Raw genomic sequence first — 18359 nt, forward strand, 5'->3', positions numbered from 1 at the left:
CCGCGGATCAGGGCTTGAACCGGGCCGGAGCAGCAGGCTTATAGGGCCTCATGTCTGATCGTTATGTCGTCATCATGGCCGGCGGCCGCGGGGAACGGTTCTGGCCTCAAAGCTGTGCCGCCACGCCCAAGCACCTGCTCCCGATTGTCGGGGACAAGTCGATGCTCGCGCAAACCGTGGAGCGGGTGGCGGGAATCGTCCCCCGGGAAAACATTTTCGTCATCACCACCCAGGCCCAGCTCACCGGCTGCCGCGGGGCCTGTCCGGATCTGCCGGCCGGCAATGTCGTGGCCGAGCCCATGGGCCGGGACACCGCGGCCGCGACCGGCCTGGCGATGCTGCTGGTCAAGCAGCGCAACCCGGGGGCGGCGTTCGCGATGCTGCCGGCCGACCACGTCATTCATGACGTGGCGGAGTATGCGACCCTGCTCCGGGTGGCCTTTGAATCGGCGGAGGCGGCCGACGTGCTCGTGACCCTCGGGATCAAGCAGACCGCGCCTGAGACCGGGTTTGGCTACATCCAGCAGGGTGGGGCGTGGAAAACGGTGGGCGGCCGGCCGGTGCTGGCGGTGAAGCGCTTTGTGGAAAAACCCGATCTGGCCACGGCGCAGGCCTACCTGGCCTCGGGCGAGTATTTCTGGAATGCCGGGATGTTTGTCTGGCGCGTGCCCGTCGTGGAGACGGCCTTCCGGGCCCACGCGGCTGCGCTGTATGTCGGTCTGACCAAGCTGGAGGTCGCGGCGCAGTCCGCCGGCGGCTGGGCGGCGGCGCTGGCGGAGGTTTACCCGTCCCTGCCCCGGATCTCGGTGGATTACGCGTTGATGGAGAAATCCACCAATGTGGTCGTCGTGCCCGCGACCTTTGACTGGGATGATGTCGGGGCCTGGCCGGCGATCGCCAAGCACTTCACGCCGGATGCCGCCGGCAACGTCCTGCGCGGGCTGGCGATGGTCGAAGGCGGCGCGAACAACATCATCGTGAGCGACGACGGGCACCTGACCGCCGTGGTCGGCGCGAGCGACCTGGTCGTGGTGTACACGGCGAATGCCACGCTGGTGTGTTCGAAGGAGAAGGCGCAGGAGATCAAGGCCCTGCTGAAGCGGCTGGGCGAGGATCCGCAGACAAAGAAGTTTTTGTGAACCGAATCCCAACGGCAGGGTAACCGCGAAGGGCACGAATGAACGCGAACGGAAAATTTATCATCGGGATTGATCGCTGTACCCTCGCGTCACTTCGCGCCCTTCGCGGTTAATTTTTCATGCACTGCCTCGGCATCGATTACGGGACGAAACGCGTCGGCCTGGCCCATGGGGACGAACTGGGGGTAGCCACGCCGCTGCCCGCGCTGGTGTATGCCGACGAGAAGGTGCGCTGGCAGAAGCTGGGTGAGGTGGTCCGGCAGCGCCGGATCACGGATTTGGTGCTGGGTTTCCCCTACAACATGGACGGCACGGTCGGATTCAAGGCGAAGGAGGTTGAGGCCTACGGCGCGAAGCTCCAGGCCGAGTTCGGTCTGCCGGTGCACTTCGTGGACGAGACGCTGACCAGCGCCGAGGCGGAATCCAGCATCGCGAAGAAGGACCGGCGGGGTGTGCGCGACTCGGGCCTGATCGACTCGCGGGCGGCGTGCCTGATCCTGCAGGACTGGCTGGACCAGAAATTCCCGCCGCCGATTCCGGAATAAGGCATTTCAGCGCCGCGCATGACACGGATGGACACGGATGGCTAAGGAATCTATCCGTGATCATCCGTGAAATCCGTGGCCCCAAAAATCAAACCGACCCGTTGGAAGTGCGTCGTCGCCTATGACGGGACGACGTTCCATGGCTGGCAGAGCCAGGAGGGCGGGAACACGGTGCAGGACCTGATCGAGCGGCAAATCAACACCATCTTCGGCCGGCCGATCCGGATCGAAGGCAGCGGGCGGACCGACTCGGGCGTGCATGCGCACGCGCAGGTGTTTCACTTTGATGCGCCCTGGGCGCATGGGGCGGAGAAGCTGCGCAAGGCGCTGCAGACCGGCCTGCCGCGGAGCATTTGTCTCAAGCAGCTGCGGCGGGCGCGGCCGGATTTCCATGCACGGTTCGACGCGAAGGGGAAAGTCTACCGCTACCACCTGAACCTCGGCCAGGCCGATCCGTTTGAGGTGAATTACAGCTGGTCACTCAATCGTGACCTGGACTGGCCGGCGGTGCTGGCGGCGGCGAAGGTCCTGCGGGGCCAGCACGACTTCTGGGCCTTCTCCGGCGAGAACGACCGGACCTACGAGACGACGGTGCGTGATCTGCGGCGGCTCGAGGTGAAACGGCGCGGCCCTCGGGTGACCTTCACCTTCGAGGCCGATGGATTTTTGTACAAGATGGTGCGCAGCCTCACCGGTGCGCTGGTGAATGTCGGCCTGGGCAAACTCACGGCGGCGGAAATCGCCGCGTTGCTGAAGTCGCGCCGGCGCATCGCGACGGTGGTCACCGCGCCGCCGCAGGGGTTGTTCATGGTGAAAGTGATCTACTGACCTCGATTCAGGCGGTTTTGGCCGGGGAGCGCGCCACTGGTCGCGGATAGATTGGGCCTGAGTCGTGAGTATCCGTGGAATACGTGGCTAAAAAAATCTACCGGGCCGGGATCGACGTGTTGTTTCCGCCGAGCTGCGTGGATTGCGGCGGGGTGGTGGAGGCGGGGTGGTACCGGCACCTGTGCGGACCCTGTGCGGCGCGGTTACATGTGGTGCAGCCCCCTTTTTGCCCGACCTGCGGGCATCCATTTTTCGGGGCGTTGGAGGAGAACCGGCGCTGCGCGCATTGCGAAACCCTGGCCCCGCGTTTTGGCGAAGGGCGCACGGCGATTCTGCTGCAGGGCTCCGGCCGGTCGCTGATTCACACCCTCAAGTATCATGCGGGACTCCATGTATTGGGGGATATCACGAGCGCGATGCGGCGGGCTTCGGGCTATGCGGACTATGTGCGTGGGGCGGTGCTGGTACCGGTGCCGCTGCACCCCCGGAAACACCGGGAACGCCGCTACAATCAGAGTCGTTTGCTGGCCGATTGTGCGGTGCAAGCTGCAGATGGACAGGCGGAAGTGAAGGAACTGCTCCGGCGGATAACGGACACCCCGACCCAGACCCATTTTGACCGGGAGGCCCGTCGGGAGAACCTGAAAAATGCCTTTGCTTTGGCCCCCGGGGCCACGCTTAATCCGTCGCTTCGTTACCTTTTGGTCGATGATGTTTTTACAACGGGCTCCACTCTCAATTCCTGCGCTGCCGTGCTTCGTCGCGGCGGGGCGCTGAGGCTCGACGTCGTCACCTTCGGTCACGGCTGACCCCCTTTCTCATGTCGCATTTTTCCAAACCCAACCTGCCCAAGGCCAAGACGGGCACGGCCAAAAACACCAAGAAGAAGGTCAACACCGAGGGCCTGTGGACCAAGTGTCCGCTTTCCGGCGAGATTGTGTTCAACAAGGACCTTGAGGCCAACCTCATGGTCGTGGCCAAGAGCGGCTATCATTTCCCGATCGGCTGCCGCGCGCGGATCGCGAGCATGATCGATGAAGGGACCTTTGAGGAATTTGACGCCGGCGTGAAATCGGCCGACCCGCTGAAGTTCGTGGACTCCGCGCCCTATCCGGATCGCATCAAGCGCTACGAGAAGGACAGCGGCCTGCCCGAGGCGGTGATCTGCGGTTCCGGGAAGATCAACGGCATCGCCGTGTCGCTCGCGGTGATGGATTTCCGGTTCTGCGGCGGCGCGATGGGCGCGGCCGTGGGCGAGAAAATCACGCGGGCGATCGAGCGCGCGCTCAAGAAGAAGACCCCGTGCATCATTGTGAGCTCCTCCGGTGGCGCCCGCATGCAGGAGGGCATCTTCAGTCTCATGCAGATGGCCAAGACCAGCGCCGCGCTGGGCCGCCTGGCCGAGGCCCGGTTGCCGTTCGTTTCCATCCTGACCTACCCGACGACCGGCGGGGTGACCGCCAGTTTCGCCACCCTGGGTGACGTGATCCTCGCCGAGCCGGGTGCGTTGATCGGCTTCGCCGGCGCGCGCGTGATCAAGGAGACCACGAAGCAGACGCTGCCTGCGGGTTTCCAGACCGCCGAGTTCCTGCTCAAGCATGGCTTGGTGGACCAGATTGTGAGCCGCCTGGAGATGAAGGACCGGCTGACCAGCCTCCTGCAGGCCCTGCACACGCACAAGTTCAAGGAACACCGGGTGTCGACGGCGGCACCGTTCCCGGCGGCGGCGACGGCTTGAGTCTGCGGCCACGGATTCCACGGAGAGGCACGGATAAATCCGGCCGATTTGCCCTTGGGCAGAGCATCGTCACCCTAAGCCCAGTGAAGGCCCCCTCTGTGCGCATCCGTGAAATCCATGGCTGACCAACTCTCCGACTACGCCGCGGTGAAGGATTACCTCTACGGCCTGAAGGCCGGCGGGGTGAAATTTGGCATCGACCGGATGCAGCGGCTGGCGGCGGCGCTGGGGCATCCGGAGCGCAGTTACCCGGTGATCCATGTCGCCGGGACCAACGGGAAGGGTTCGGTTTCGGCCATGCTCGAGGCGATCTTCCGCGCGGCTGGTTGGCGCACCGGGCTCTACACCTCCCCGCATCTGGTGCGGCTGGGCGAGCGCGTGCAGGTGGACCGTCAGCCGCTGACCGAGGCCGAGATCGTGGCTTACACGCGGGAACTCCGGCCGGTGGCGGAGCGAGCCGCGGCCGAGGCGGCGGATGAGCATGCCACGTTTTTCGAATTCATGACCGCGATGGCGTTCCTGCAATTCCAGCGGGAGCGCGCCGACGTGGCCGTCATCGAGGTCGGCCTTGGCGGGCGGCTCGATGCGACGAACGTGGTGCGACCGGAGATCGCCGTGATCACCTCAATCGGGCTGGATCACTGTGCGGAATTGGGCGGCACGTTGGCGCAGATCGCGCGGGAAAAGGGCGGCATCATCAAACCGGGGCGCCCGGTCGTCATCGGCCGCATGCCAGCCGAGGCGGAGCAGGTGCTGCGCGAGATCGCGACGGAACGGGGGGCGCCCGTGCACTCGGTGCGCGACGTGTTTGGCGAGGCGCAGGGAAACTATCCGGTCACCAATTTGGAGGGGGACTGCCAGCGCTGGAACGCGGCCACGGCGACGCTGGCGGCGCGACTCTTCATTGAACGGTGGAGCGCGGCCACGGAACCCGGGGCCAACCCGTCAGGCCTGTCCTCCGTAGACTTGGCGAAAGCGAAAGGCCGGATTCCCCCCACGGCGGACGACATCACGCGCGGCCTCGCGCGGGTGGATTGGCCCGGCCGCTGGCAGCGGTTGAGCGTCGGGGGGCGGGCCTTGATCCTCGACGCCTCGCACAATCCCGAGGGGGCGGTAGAGTTGGACAAGAATCTCACCCGCCTCGTCGCCGAGACGGGACGTAAACCGGTCGTCGTGGCCGGGGCACTCGGGGAGTTCCGGGCGAAGGCCTTGCTCGAGGTGGTGCTACGGCATGCGGCCGCCGTGTGGATTGTCACGCCCCATCAGAACCGGGCCACGCCATTCGAGGACATGCTGGGCCTGGTCCCCCCGGAATTGCGGTCCCGGGTGCGACGCGGCGAGCTCGCGGAGATTTTTCCCAATCCGCAGAACTGCACGGTGGGCCAACCGGGGGACACGGTCGTGGTGACCGGCTCGATTTACCTGCTCGGTGAGGTGTTGGAGCGGTTGGCCCCGGCGGTGGCGTGCGAGTCCCGGCTGCAGGATTTTTGAGGGAGCTGCCGGGTCGGGTGCAAGGGGCCGGGCAAGCGGGCGGCGATATCCCGTCCGGAGGCCGGGTTCCACCTGAAGCAGGACGCAAAAAAAGGGACGCACGCGAGGTGCGCCCCAGACAGGGGGAAATTGGGCTTACTTGCCGCGGTTGACGCTCAGGCCGCCGTTGACGGAGTCGAGGGTCACGCGCACGCCGCCGCCATTGACGGCGCCGCGCAGCTCGCGTTTGCCGGAGCTTTCGAGGGTGATCGGGAAATCGCAGGTGACGCGGCCGTTGACCGTGTCGGTGTCGAGGTCGAAGGCGGCGTCTGCGGGGAGCATGAGCTTGCAGGTGCCGTTGACGGTCTCGAGGGCGATGCCGCCGCCGGTGGGCATGGCGGCGTAGCTGACGCGGACGGTGCCATTGACGGTTTCAAAATGACCGGGGCCGCTGAGGCCGTCGGCCTCGACGCTGCCGTTCACGGCCTCAAGGCGGACGGAGCCCTTAACACCGGTCACCCGGATGCCGGCGTTGACCACCTCGATGCGGTCGAGGGTGGCGCCGGCCGGGACCATGAGCTTGTAGTGGACCTGGGCGTTCATCGTTTCCCAGAATTTCCATTTCTTCTCATGCTCGGTCCGGATGCTCAGGCGGCGGGGGGAGGATTCGATCTTAAGATGCATGCGGTCGAGGCCTTCCTGGTCGCGGGCGGTCTTTTCGGCCTCGAGGGCGACCTCATTTTTGTCCCAGGCGATGATCTCGACCGAGCCGTTGACGTTTTCGAGGTGGATGGAGCCGTTGGCGTCGAGCGGGTAGGTCTGGGTGAATTTTTCGGTGACCTTGGCGGAGACGACGGTGGCGAGGAGGGAAAGGGCCAGAACCAAGCCGGCCGGGCGGAATAAGTGCGTGTTCATGGTGTGCCTCATAGTACCCCGGAATCAGGGAAAAGTTACAGTCAACTCTTCCAGTTAATGTCGCAGCCGGGCCCGATGAGCGGGGGCGCCGCGCCCTGGGGAACCAAGCTGGGGGCGCCCGTCGTGGCAACGCGGCGCAGGGGCATTAGGGGGAAGGTCAGTCACACGCTTGTCACCCTTATGGGTCAGAAAATCGAGTGACGCGGTTTGCGATCCCGGGAGGGCAGACTATTTCAAGGTAAAGTCGTTGCTGATGAAACGTTCGCAGCGGTTTTTACGTCTCGCCCTCAACCTCATGTCCGCCCTCACCGCTCCCTCCCGCAAACGTTGGTTCATTTATGCACTAGTCGCTTTGCTCTTTGTGGCGGGCGCCTGGTATTTCAGCCTCAAAAAGAAGCCAGAGGGCAACCGCTGGGGACCCAATCCGGCCTGGGCCGGCACCGGCAAGTCCCCCGCCATGCCGGTGCGGGTGGTCAAAGCCGAGCGGCGGGATCTGGCCGTGCACCTCAAGGCCATCGGTTCGGTGACGCCGCTCAACACCGTGACGGTGCAAAGCCGGGTGGATGGTGAATTGATGCGGTTGCACTTTGCCGAGGGACAGTGGGTGGAAAAAGGCCAATTGTTGGCGGAGATCGACCCTGAGACCTACCGGATCCGGCTGGCGCAGGCCGAAGGCCAGCTCCGCCAGAACCAGGCGCAGGTGCAGACGGCCCGCGCCGATCTGGAACGTTTCCAGCTGCTTTATGAAAAGCAGCTCGTGACCAGCCAGCAGATGGAGGCCCAGCAGGCGCTCGTGCGCGAGCGGGAAGGGGCGCTGGCTTCCGACCAAGCGGCCGCGGACAATGCGCGACTCCAGCTCGCCTACACCCGGATCGAGGCGCCCATCGCCGGTCGCCTTGGCTTGCGGCGCGTGGATCAGGGGAACCTCATCCGCGCCAACACCACCACCGGGCTGGTGACGATCACGCAAACCCGACCCATCGCGGTGATGTCTACCGTGCCCGAGGTCGACCTGCCGAAAGTCCTCGAGCCGTTGCGGGCGGGCGAGCAGCTGGCCGTCGAGGCCTGGGACCGGGGCGAACAAAAACTGCTGGCCCGCGGCACCCTCACCAACGTGGACAACCAGATCGACCTCGCCACCGGCACACTGAAGATCAAGGCCGAGTTCCCGAACGAGGATGAAAGCCTGTTCCCGAACCAGTTCGTCAACATCCGCCTCAAGGTGCGCACGCTCACCGACGCGGTGGTGATTCCGTCCGCGGCCGTGCAGTTTGGCTCCCGCGGTACGTATGTTTTTGTCATCAATGAGAAGAACCAGGCCACCGTGCGGGACATTGTGCTGGGTGCGGCCGAAGGCCTGGAGCAGGCGGTCACCAGCGGCCTGGCCCCGGGGGACGCGGTCGTGCTGGAGGGCATCGACCGCCTCCGGGAAGGCCGCGATGTCGTGGTGGTGACCGACACCCCGGCGGCAAATCCAGCGCCGGCCCCGGTGGTCCGGAAGAAAAAATGAGTCTCTCCCGGCCGTTCATCCTTCGCCCGGTCGCCACCAGCCTCCTGATGGTGGCGTTGCTGCAGACAGGCATCATGGCTTACCGCCTGTTGCCGGTGGCCGCGCTCCCGCAGGTGGATTTCCCCACGATCCAGGTGTTCACGTTTCACCCGGGGGCGAGCTCGGCGGTGACCGCCAGCTCGATCACGGCGCCGTTGGAGCGGCGGTTCGGCCAGATCCCGGGCCTGAACCAGATGTCGTCCTCCAGCTCGGGCGGGGCCTCGGTGATCACGCTGCAGTTCTCCCTGGATCTGGACATGGGTGTGGCGGAGCAGGAGGTGCAGGCGGCGATCAACGCCGCGGACAACCTGCTGCCTAACGACCTCCCGGCGCCACCGATCTACCGCAAGGTCAACCCGGCCGACACGCCCATTGTCACGCTGGCCGTGACGTCCGCCACCCTGCCGCTGCCCGAGGTGCACGACCTCGTCGACACCCGTATCGCGCAGAAGCTGGCCCAGCTGCCCGGGGTCGGCATGGTGAGCCTTGCCGGCGGGCAGCGTCCGGCCGTGCGCGTGCAGATCAATCCCGGCGAACTCGCCGCCCGCGGCCTGAACTTTTCCGACGTCCGTGCCGCCATCACCGCGGCCAGCGTCAACCAACCCAAGGGCAGTTTTGACGGCCCGGTCCGTTCCATCCTGATGGACGCGAACGACCAACTCCGCTCGGTCGAGGAATACCGCAATCTGATCATCGCCTGGCGCGACGGGGCCCCGCTGCGTCTGGGTGAGGTGGCGCGGATCGAGAACGCCGCCGAGGACCGGCGCCTGGCGGCCTGGGCCGATGAGCAGCCCGCCGTGTTGATCAACGTCCAGCGCCAGCCCGGCGCCAACGTGATCGAGGTCGTGGACCGCGTGCGGGCCCTGCTGCCGCAACTTGAGGCCAGCCTGCCGGCAGCAGCCGAGCTGGCCGTGCTGACGGACCGCACGGAGAGCATCCGGGCCTCGGTCAGGTCGGTGCAGCACGAGCTGATTTTCGCCATCGTGCTCGTGGTGCTGGTGACCTTCGTGTTCCTGCGCAACGTCGCGGCGACGATCATCCCGAGCATCGCGGTGCCGCTATCGCTGATCGGCACCTTTGGCGTGATGTACCTGGCCGGGTACTCCCTGAACATCCTCACGCTGATGGCGCTGACCATCGCGACGGGCTTTGTCGTGGATGACGCCATCGTCATGCTGGAAAACATCGCCCGGTACCGGGAGGAAGGGGCGTCGCCGATGGAGGCGGCCCTGAAAGGAGCCTCCCAGATCGGATTCACGCTGATCTCGCTGACGGTTTCACTTATCGCGGTGCTGATCCCGCTGCTGTTCATGGGCGGGGTGGTGGGCCGGCTGTTCCATGAATTTGCCATCACGCTGGCCGTCTCGATTCTCATTTCCCTGGTCGTCTCGCTCACGCTGACCCCGATGATGTGTGCGCGCATGCTGCCGACGCCGAAACCCGGGGAGCACGCGGGCCATGGATTGCTGGACCGGGTGATCGCCCGCTACGGGGTGATGCTCAATCAGGTGCTGGACAACCAGCGTCCGGCGATGCTGGTCATGCTCGGGACGCTGGCCCTGACTGCGCTGCTTTACGTGGTGGTGCCGAAGGGGTTTTTCCCGCTGCAGGACACCGGGGCGATCCAGGCCGTGACCGAGGCCCCGCAATCGATCTCCTTCGCCGCCATGGCCGAGCGGCAGCAGGCGCTCGCGGCCAAGATCCTCGCGGATCCCGCGGTGCGCGGGCTGTCCTCGTTCATCGGCGTGGACGGCACGAATTCCACGCTCAACAGCGGCCGCATGCTCATCAACCTTAAGCCGCACGGCGAGCGCGACGTCACCGCGATGGAACTGGTGGACCGCCTGCGGGAGTCCGCCCTGGAGGTGGACGGCATCCGGCTCTTCCTGCAGCCGGTGCAGGAGCTGACGATCGAGGACCGGGTCAGTCGCACGCAGTTTCAGTTTACCCTGACCAGCCCCGATGAGACGCTGCTACACGAGTGGACGCCGCGGATGGTAGCGCATCTGCAGGAGCTGCCCGAGTTGGCGGACGTGGCGAGCGACCTGCAGAACCGCGGCTTGCAGGCCTTCGTGGAGATCGACCGTGACGCGGCCAGCCGGCTGGGGGTCAGCGTGGCGAGCATTGATGATGCGCTCTACAGCGCGTTCGGGCAGCGACAGATTTCCACGCTGTTCACGCAGTCGAGCCAGTACCGCGTGATCCTGGAAATGGATCCGCGCCTCGCCACCGGCCCGCAGGCGCTCGAGGGGATCTACGTGAACAGCCGGGGCAACGGACAGGTGCCGCTGGCCACGGTGGCGCGCATTTCCGAGCGGAACACGACACTGCTCGTGAACCAGATCGGCCAGTTTCCGGCGGTGACCATCTCGTTCAATCTCGGCGCCGGGTCCTCGCTCGGCGCGGCGGTCAAGGCCATCGAGCGGGCGGAACAGGAGATGGAGCTGCCCGTCGCGATCGAGTTGCGGTTTCAGGGCGCGGCGCATGCGTTCCGCGACTCCCTTTCGAGCACGCTTTTTCTCATCCTGGCGGCGGTGATCACCATGTACCTGGTGCTCGGCGTGCTCTACGAGAGCGCCATCCACCCCATCACAATCCTGTCGACCCTGCCGTCGGCGGCAGTCGGCGCGCTGCTGGCGCTTTGGATCAGCGGCCGGCCCCTGGATATGATCGCGATCATCGGCATCATCCTGCTGATCGGCCTGGTCAAGAAGAACGGCATCATGATGATCGACTTCGCGCTCGAGGCGGAACGCAAGCAGGGGATGTCGCCGCGGGCTGCGATCCACCAGGCGGCCATGCTGCGCTTCCGGCCCATTCTGATGACGACTCTCGCGGCCCTCTTCGGGGCGTTGCCGCTGATGTTGTCCACGGGTTCCGGCGCCGAGCTGCGTCAGCCCCTTGGCCTCGTGATGGTCGGCGGCCTGCTGGTGAGCCAGGTGCTTACCTTGTTCACGACGCCGGTGGTGTATCTCTTCTTTGACCGGCTGGCGCGACGGGCGAAGGGCAAGGCCACCGAGGAAACCCTGCCGGTTAACGCCGAACCCACGCAGTTACGGTCATGACCAACCCAAGGCAGATCCATTTTTCTTCTGGGCCGGACCAAGGTCCGACCCTCAAGGAAAGGCGGCGGGAGGCCCGACCATGAACCTCTCCGCCCCCTTTGTCCGTCGGCCCGTGGCCAGTACCATGATCGCCGTGGCGCTCGTGTTGTCAGGGGCGCTGGCCTACAATCTGTTGCCGGTGGCGCCGCTGCCCGAGGTGGACTTTCCCACGATCCAGGTCAGCGCCGCGCTGCCCGGGGCGAGTCCGGAAACAATGGCCGCCAGCGTGGCGACCCCGCTGGAACGCGCGTTGGGCAGCATCGCCGGGGTGACCTCAATCTCCTCCAGCAGCCGCCAGGGCCGGGTGGGCATCACGCTGGAGTTTGCGATGGGCCGCGACATCGACGCCGCCGCCCGCGACGTGCAGGCGGCGATCAACTCGGCGCGGGGGCAGTTGCCCGCCGGTATGCCGGGTAATCCCTCGTACCGGAAGGTGAACCCCTCGGCCGCGCCCATCATGGCGCTGGCGCTGAGTTCACCCAACATTGCGCCCGGCGACCTCTACGACTTCGCCGCCACGATCCTGGCCCAGAAGATCTCGCAGGTGCACGGGGTGGGCGAGGTGACGGTCGGGGGCAGTTCGTTGCCGGCGATCCGCGTCCAACTGAATCCCCATGCGCTGGCCCACCATGGCATCGCACTCGACGAGGTGCGCCGGGCCATCAGCGACACGAATTCCCTGCAGCCGCGGGGCATGATCGAGTCAGGGAGCCGCCAGTGGCAAGTGCAGGTCAGTGACCAGCTGCGGCAGGCCAAGGACTACCTGCCCTTGATCATCCGTTATACCGACGGCGCCCCCGTGCGGCTGGGGGATGTGGCGAAGGTCACGGACTCGGTCCAGGACCGCTACAGCAGCGGCTTTCACAACGACCAGCCGGCGGTCCTGCTCATGGTCAGCCGCCAGCCCGGGGCGAATATCATCGCCACGATCGACGCCATCAACGCGCAGTTACCGGGTCTGCGCGCCCTGGTGCCCGACGATGCCCAGCTGGCGGTGGTGATGGATCGTTCGCCCTCCATTCGCGGCACGTTGTACGAGTCGCAGCGCACGCTGGTGATCGCGTCCGGGCTGGTGATGCTCGTGGTGTTTCTTTTCCTCGGCAGCCCGCGCGGCGCGCTGATCCCGTGCGTGGCGATCCCGGTCTCCATCATCGGCACCTTCGGGATCATGTATCTCTACGGATTTTCCCTGAACAATCTGTCTCTGATGGCGCTGATCGTGGCCGCGGGGCTGGTGGTGGACGATGCGATCGTGGTGCTGGAGAACATCACCCGCCACATCGAGCAAGGGATGTCGCCGCTGCGGGCGGCGGTGGCGGGGGCCGGGGAGGTGGGGTTCACCCTGCTCGCGATGAATCTTTCGCTGGTGGTCGTGTTCATCTCGATCCTGTTCATGGGCGGGCTGGTCACCGAGCTGTTCCGCGAGTTCTCGATCACGCTGGCGGCGGCGATGCTGGTCTCGCTGCTGGTCTCGCTGACGCTCACGCCGAGCCTGTGCGCGGTTTGGTTGGAGGCCAAACACGAGCGCCGCAGCGGGCCGCTGCGGGATGCGGGGGCCCGCTTCTTTGAGCGGTTGCGGGGCGGATACGGCCGCACACTGGGCTGGGTGTTGCGGCACACCACCCTGACGCTGCTGGTCCTGGTGGGCATCATCGCGCTGAATCTGGCGCTGTTCTACAGTGCGCCGAAGGGCTTCCTGCCGGAGCAGGACACCGGGCAGCTCGGCGGGTTCGCGCGCGGGGACGACGGCTTCTCGTTCCAGGTGATGCAGCCCAAGATCGAGACTTACCGGAAAATGGTGATGGCGGACCCCGCGGTGCAGGACGTGATGGGCATGAGCGGCGGCGGCACGGGCGTCAGCAACGCCTGGATGATGATCCGGCTCAAACCGCGGCAGGAACGGGAGGCGGCCCGGGACGTGGTCAACCGGCTGCGCCTGCAGGCCCCGCCGGTGCCCGGCGGCATGCTGTGGATGAACGTGACGCAGGATATCCAGCCTCCGCGCAGTTCGGACGCGGGGTCCTACGACCTGGCGATCCTCACGAGCGAGGTGGCGCTGTTGCGGCAGTGGGAGGGGAAGATCGCGCAGGCGCTGCAGGAACTGCCGGAACTGACCGATGTGGACACCCCGAACGATGGCGGGACCAAGCAGGTGATGTTGCACATCGACCGGGAGGCAGCCCGCCGGCTCGGCGTGGACACCCGGATGATCACGCAGGTGCTGAACAATTCCTTCAGCCAGCGCCAGATCACGACCCTCTACAACCGCCTGAACCAATACCGGGTGATCATGGAACTGGAGCCGCAATATACGGAGGATCCGGTGGTGCTCGACCAGGTGCAGGTGATCGCGGCGGACGGCTCGCGGGTGCCTTTGTCGGCCTTCACGCGCTACGACTACGCGCTGGTGGAGGACCGGGTGCAGCACCGCGAGCAGTTCGTGGCGGAGAACATCGGCTTTTCGCTGGCGCCCGGCGTCACGCTGCAGGAGGCGCTGGCGGCAGTCGACCGGGCGATGGAGCGGATCATGCTGCCTACCGATGTGCAGGTGCGGATGGCGGGCTCGGCGCAGACCTTCCAGAGTGCGCTGGAGAACCAGCACTGGCTGATCCTGGCCGTACTGGTGGCCGTGTATCTGGTGCTGGGCATCCTCTACGAGAGCCTGGTGCACCCGCTGACGATCCTCTCGACCCTGCCGTCGGCGGGACTGGGGGCCTTGCTGGCGTTGCGGTTCACGGGCACGGAGTTCACCCTGATCGCCCAGCTCGGGTTGTTTTTGCTCATCGGCATCGTGATGAAGAATGCGATCCTGATGATTGACGTGGCCCTCGTGCGGGAGCGGCAGGACGGCCTGAGTCCGCAGGCGGCGATCTATGAGGCGGCGCAGCTGCGGCTCCGGCCGATCCTGATGACCAACCTGGCCGCCCTGCTGGGCGCGCTGCCGCTCGTGCTTTCGACCGGCGAAGGCGTGGAAATGCGTCGTCCCCTGGGTCTCGCGATTGTCGGTGGATTGGCGGTGAGCCAATTGCTCACGCTTTACACGGTGCCGGTGGTTTACCTGTGGCTGGACCGAATCCGGCTGCGGGTGCGGGCGCGGTTCGGGCGCAATCCCACGGCCGGGGCGGCGGCCGGGTCAGCGGTCGCCTGAGGGCGGGACGCGCGGCCGTCCGTCATTCCGCGCGGAGGGCCTCGAGCGGGTTGACGTGGGTGGCGCGGCGCGCGGGCAGCCAGGAGGCGACGGTGGCGGCGAGGAAGAAGGCGGTGGCCGCGCCCAGCAGGACGACGGGATCGAAGGGCTTGGCGCCCACAAGCACGGAGGCGAACACGCGGTTCAGGCCGAGGCCGAGGACCAGGCCCGCGGCGATGCCGAGCGAGGCGGTGGCCAGCCCTTCGCGCAGGATCAGCGCCTGCACGTGGCCCGGCCGCGCGCCCAGGGCCATGCGGATGCCGATCTCGCGGGTGCGGCGGGAGACCTGGTAGGACTTGACCGAGTAGATGCCGACCACCGCGACCAGCATGGCAAAGCCCGAGAAGGTGACGAGCAGCACGGAGCCGAGGCTGACGGCCCAGACCTCCATGGAGGTTTCCTTGTGCTGCCGGAAGCTGCGGACCTTGAACACCGGCACGCCGGGGGCGGCCTCGTGGAGGACGGCACGCACCGGGGCGACCAAGGCCTCGGCGGCGGCTTCGGTGTCGGCAGCCGGGCGCACATGAAAGTGGACGTTGGAGGCGAAGCCGTGGGCGAAAGGCACGTAGATCGATCCCGAGGGTTCATCCTCGAAAAAGTTCGTCTGCGATGCGGTGACGATGCCCACGACCTGCATCGGGCCGATAGCGACATGCGCTTCCCCATTAAAGCGGACGAATTGCCCGAGGGCGTCCCCCTCCGGCCAGAGCTGGCGGGCGAGGATCTCGTCGATGACCGCGACGCGCGGCGCGCCAGGCTGCGCGCATTCGGCGGGGGAGAACGGGCGGCCTTGCTTGAGGGCCAGCCCCATGGCGGTGAAATAGTCGGCGCCGACGGAGTTCCAGCGGCTGTCGTAAGCGCGGCCCTCGGCTGCGGTGACGGGCTTGGCGTCGTCCGGCAGGGCGGGGCCGTCGCGCCGCACGGAGCGGCCGATGTTGACGAAGCCGTAGGGCACGATGGTGGCGATCGCGGCGGCCTGCACGCCGGGCAGGGAGGCGAGGCGTTCCTGGGCCGAGCGGAAGAGTTCCAGGCTGCGCGCCTCGTCGAGTCCGCCCAGGCCCGAGTCCAACTCTGCGACCACGGTGTTGTCCGCCCGATAGCCGTGCTCGGCATTCGTGGTGAGGGCGGCGGTGCGCATGAAGACGCCCGCGATGATCAGGAGGCAAAGCGACAGGGCGATCTGGGTGACCACCAGCAGGTGCCGGGGCCGCCACCAGGCCACGTGCGGGGCGGGGGCGTTCTCACCCGACTGCAGTTTCAGGTCGGAGAGCACGTCACCGCGCGAGAGCCGCAGCGCGGGCCCGAGGGAAAACGCGAGGGTGGCGCCGAGGCAAATGACGGCCGTCGCCGCCAGCACGGCGCCCGAGCCGGTGGAAAGGCCGAAGAGGCCGATCGGCAGGCGCGTCGTGAGGGAGGCGGCGATCAGGTCGAGGCTGGCCTGGGCGATCAGGATCCCGAGGCCGCCGCCGAGGAGGGCGAGCACCAGGCCCTCGAGGCAGAGCTGACGGACGAGTTGCCGCCGACGGCCACCCAGCGCCAGGCGGATGGCGAATTCCTTGCGCCGGCTCTGACCACGGGCCAGCAGGAGGCCGGCGAGGTTCAGGCAGACGATGAGGAGCACGGAGCCAGCGAGGCCCATCAGCACCGAGCAAAAGACCAGGACCCCGGCTTCCGAGCGCGGGGCCGAGCTCGTGCCGAGCCGGGCGAGGGGGGCGATGGTGACGGTCTGGTCTTTGAACTCCACCGGGAAGGCCTGCTCGAGGTGGGTCCCGAGCGCATCAAGGGCGGCCGTGGCGGCGGAGCGTTCCACCCCGGGCGCCAGCCGGGCGACGAGGAAGAGCTTGTAGGTGTCGGCCCGATCCAGGGCGCGGCGCGCCTCGTCCTGGGTGAAATTTTCCAGGGTTTCGAAAACCCCGAGCGGGAAATAGAATTCGGGCCCGAACAACATCGTGGTGCCGGTGAAACCCACGGGGGTGACGCCGACGATGGTATAGGTGCGCTCGTTGATGCGCAGGGTGCGGCCCAGGATGTCGGGGGCGAAACCGGACTTGGCCCAGTGGGCATGGCTGACGATCACGACCGGCAGGGCCGCGCCCGGGCGTTCCTCCTCCGCGGTGAAGGGCCGGCCGCGCGCCAGCGGGACGCCGAGGGTGGCGAAGTAGTTGGCGCTGATGATCGAGGCGAAGGCCCGCCGCGTCTCCGTGCCCTCCTGCTGGCCGACCAGCGTATGATTGAAGGCCATGACGTCCGTGAAGAGATCGCGACGCCCGCTGAGCTCGCGCCAGAGCGGGAGGGAGAACAGCCGGAAGTCCTCGGGGTTCTTCCGGTTTTGGGTGTAGACCTGAACGATCCGGTCGGGGTCGGCGAGGGGGCGCGGGCTGAACGCCAGGTTGTAGATGAAGGTGAACATCCCGGTATTCAGGCCGATGCCGAGGGCCAGGACGGCGACGGTGGCGGCGGAGAAGCCGGGGGATTTGGCCAAAAGACGGAGGGAGAATTTCAGATCCTGCAGGAGGGAAGACATAGACACGCGGTGTTCCCCCGAGAACACGGCGGCCGGACGCTGGTTGCAGGAATATCGGGCGGTAGCTGGTTTTGCACCCCGAGTGGGCTATTCAAGGGCCAGGGAATGGATCAGCACGGTGCGCTCCGTTGGTGCGGTGGCGGCGGGCGGGTCGAACAAGGCCCACCCGCTGCCGCTGACAAAGTGGAAGCGGCCAGCCAGGACCTGACCCAAGGCGAGGTCGGTCAGCTCCGGTCCACCCAGCGCGAGGACGCGGGCGGGTGAATGTGCGGCGACGGCTGGCTCGATGTGCAGCACCCGTTGCGGGGAGATGCCGTTTTGCACGGCGAGCAGGCCCCCGGCGACCGCGTAGAGGCCGTCGATGCCGAAGAATGTGGCGTCGGCCGGGGCGAGCAGGAGGGCCGGGGACTTGGTGGCCAGGGGGACGCGCCAGATGCCGTTGGCGTAGTCGGCGACGTAGAGGGTGTTGCCGTCGGAACTGATCGCGAGGCCTTGCAGGCTCAGGAAGTCGTCGCTTTCGAGCCAAGGCTCCAAGGCGGTGCCGCCGGCCGGGAGTCGCCAGATGATGGGGGAGATGGAATCGGTGGCGAAGAGGGAGCCGTCGGCGGCAATTACGAAGTCACCCAGCAGGTGCTTGCGTCCGTCCGCGGGCGCGGGGTGGCGGGCGCGCACGCGCCCGGTGGCAAAGTCGATCGCAACGAGGGCGGTGCGTTTGCCATCCTCGGCATCGGGGCCGGTCATCACGCCGATGGTGGCGGTGGCGGCCCAGAGCGTGCTTTGATCAGGGGAGAGGGCTATTTTGAAAACGCCGTCCAAGGCATCCTCGGGAGAGGTGAACCGAGTCAGGGCGTCCGTGCCCGGGTCGCGGCGCCAGATACAGCGATGGCGGACGTCGCTGAAATACCATTGCCGTGTTACTGGATCGAGGAGGCAGCTTTCGATGATGCCGGTGACGTCTGGGAGAACTAATGCCACCGTGGCGGTGGCCGGGGGCACGGCGGGGCCAGCCGTCAGGCGGGCGGCGACGGCCTGAAACGCCGGCAAATCCCGGAGCGAGGCGAGGCCCGGATCGGTGGCGACCGTCATCTGCAGCCCCATGTCGGCCAGGCGTGTGAGTGCGGCGATGGCTTCGGCGGGCTGATTCATCGCGGCGTGGATGCGGGCGAGATTGAGCTGGATGCGCGGGTAGTCGGGGCGCAGGTGCGCGGCTTCCTGGAGCTGGGCGAGCGCGGTGGGGTTGTCGCCGGCCTGCGCGGCGATGGCGGACTCACGGAGCAGGAGACGGTGGCGGGGTGCGGCGGACAGGGGTGGGAGCACCAGCCAGGCGGCCAACAGTAGGAGCGAAGGGCGCATGGGAGAA

General features: G+C 66.7%; 12 protein-coding genes. 9 read left to right on the top strand and 3 right to left on the bottom strand.

Features of this window, described 5'->3' with window-relative positions:
• Positions 1 to 50 precede the first annotated feature (50 nt).
• The 6 genes from Verru16B_RS12895 (at position 51) to Verru16B_RS12920 (ending at position 5741) form a co-directional block, all read left to right on the top strand.
• Entirely contained in the window at positions 51 to 1139 is a 1089-nt protein-coding gene (locus tag Verru16B_RS12895; RefSeq protein WP_069962665.1) for a mannose-1-phosphate guanylyltransferase, read from the top strand.
• Positions 1140 to 1258: 119 nt separating this feature from the next.
• Positions 1259 to 1684 carry a Holliday junction resolvase RuvX gene (ruvX, locus tag Verru16B_RS12900; protein ID WP_069962666.1) on the top strand — a complete coding sequence of 142 codons (426 nt, stop codon included), beginning with the start codon at positions 1259 to 1261 and terminating at the stop codon, positions 1682 to 1684.
• A 75-nt stretch (positions 1685 to 1759) separates the two neighbouring features.
• Positions 1760 to 2512 (top strand): tRNA pseudouridine(38-40) synthase TruA, encoded by a 753-nt coding sequence (truA, locus tag Verru16B_RS12905; protein ID WP_083270526.1) that lies wholly within the window; start codon positions 1760 to 1762, stop codon positions 2510 to 2512.
• An 83-nt stretch (positions 2513 to 2595) separates the two neighbouring features.
• Positions 2596 to 3321, top strand: coding sequence for a ComFC family protein (locus tag Verru16B_RS12910; RefSeq protein WP_179947397.1), 726 nt, complete (start codon positions 2596 to 2598; stop codon positions 3319 to 3321).
• Between the two features lie 11 nt (positions 3322 to 3332).
• Positions 3333 to 4250 carry an acetyl-CoA carboxylase, carboxyltransferase subunit beta gene (gene accD, locus Verru16B_RS12915; RefSeq protein WP_069962668.1) on the top strand — a complete coding sequence of 306 codons (918 nt, stop codon included), beginning with the start codon at positions 3333 to 3335 and terminating at the stop codon, positions 4248 to 4250.
• 117 nt (positions 4251 to 4367) lie between these two features.
• Positions 4368 to 5741 carry a bifunctional folylpolyglutamate synthase/dihydrofolate synthase gene (locus tag Verru16B_RS12920; protein ID WP_069962669.1) on the top strand — a complete coding sequence of 458 codons (1374 nt, stop codon included), beginning with the start codon at positions 4368 to 4370 and terminating at the stop codon, positions 5739 to 5741.
• A gap of 135 nt (positions 5742 to 5876) precedes the next feature.
• On the opposite strand, the gene Verru16B_RS12925 is transcribed toward Verru16B_RS12920, so the two are convergent.
• Positions 5877 to 6635, bottom strand: coding sequence for a DUF4097 family beta strand repeat-containing protein (locus Verru16B_RS12925; RefSeq protein WP_069962670.1), 759 nt, complete (start codon positions 6633 to 6635; stop codon positions 5877 to 5879).
• A 253-nt stretch (positions 6636 to 6888) separates the two neighbouring features.
• On the opposite strand from Verru16B_RS12925, the gene Verru16B_RS12930 reads away from it, so the two are divergent.
• The 3 genes from Verru16B_RS12930 (at position 6889) to Verru16B_RS12940 (ending at position 14436) form a co-directional block, all read left to right on the top strand.
• Positions 6889 to 8145, top strand: coding sequence for an MdtA/MuxA family multidrug efflux RND transporter periplasmic adaptor subunit (locus Verru16B_RS12930; protein ID WP_237023413.1), 1257 nt, complete (start codon positions 6889 to 6891; stop codon positions 8143 to 8145).
• The gene (locus Verru16B_RS12935) at positions 8142 to 11249 is read left to right on the top strand and encodes a multidrug efflux RND transporter permease subunit (RefSeq protein ID WP_069962671.1); all 3108 of its coding nucleotides are present in this window, start codon (positions 8142 to 8144) and stop codon (positions 11247 to 11249) included. Before Verru16B_RS12930 ends, Verru16B_RS12935 begins: the two co-directional genes overlap by 4 nt.
• Before the next feature lie 79 nt (positions 11250 to 11328).
• Positions 11329 to 14436 (top strand): efflux RND transporter permease subunit, encoded by a 3108-nt coding sequence (locus tag Verru16B_RS12940; RefSeq protein ID WP_069962672.1) that lies wholly within the window; start codon positions 11329 to 11331, stop codon positions 14434 to 14436.
• 22 nt (positions 14437 to 14458) lie between these two features.
• Here Verru16B_RS12940 and Verru16B_RS12945 read toward each other — a convergent pair whose 3' ends face one another.
• Together Verru16B_RS12945 and Verru16B_RS12950 are read right to left on the bottom strand one after the other, a co-directional pair.
• Positions 14459 to 16999, bottom strand: a complete 2541-nt coding sequence (locus tag Verru16B_RS12945; protein WP_069962673.1) for an ADOP family duplicated permease — start codon at positions 16997 to 16999, stop codon at positions 14459 to 14461.
• Between the two features lie 87 nt (positions 17000 to 17086).
• Positions 17087 to 18352 carry a tetratricopeptide repeat protein gene (locus Verru16B_RS12950; protein WP_069962674.1) on the bottom strand — a complete coding sequence of 422 codons (1266 nt, stop codon included), beginning with the start codon at positions 18350 to 18352 and terminating at the stop codon, positions 17087 to 17089.
• Positions 18353 to 18359: the final 7 nt, after the last annotated feature.

This window comes from Lacunisphaera limnophila, from assembly GCF_001746835.1.
In the GTDB taxonomy this organism is placed as follows: Bacteria; Verrucomicrobiota; Verrucomicrobiia; order Opitutales; family Opitutaceae; genus Lacunisphaera; species Lacunisphaera limnophila.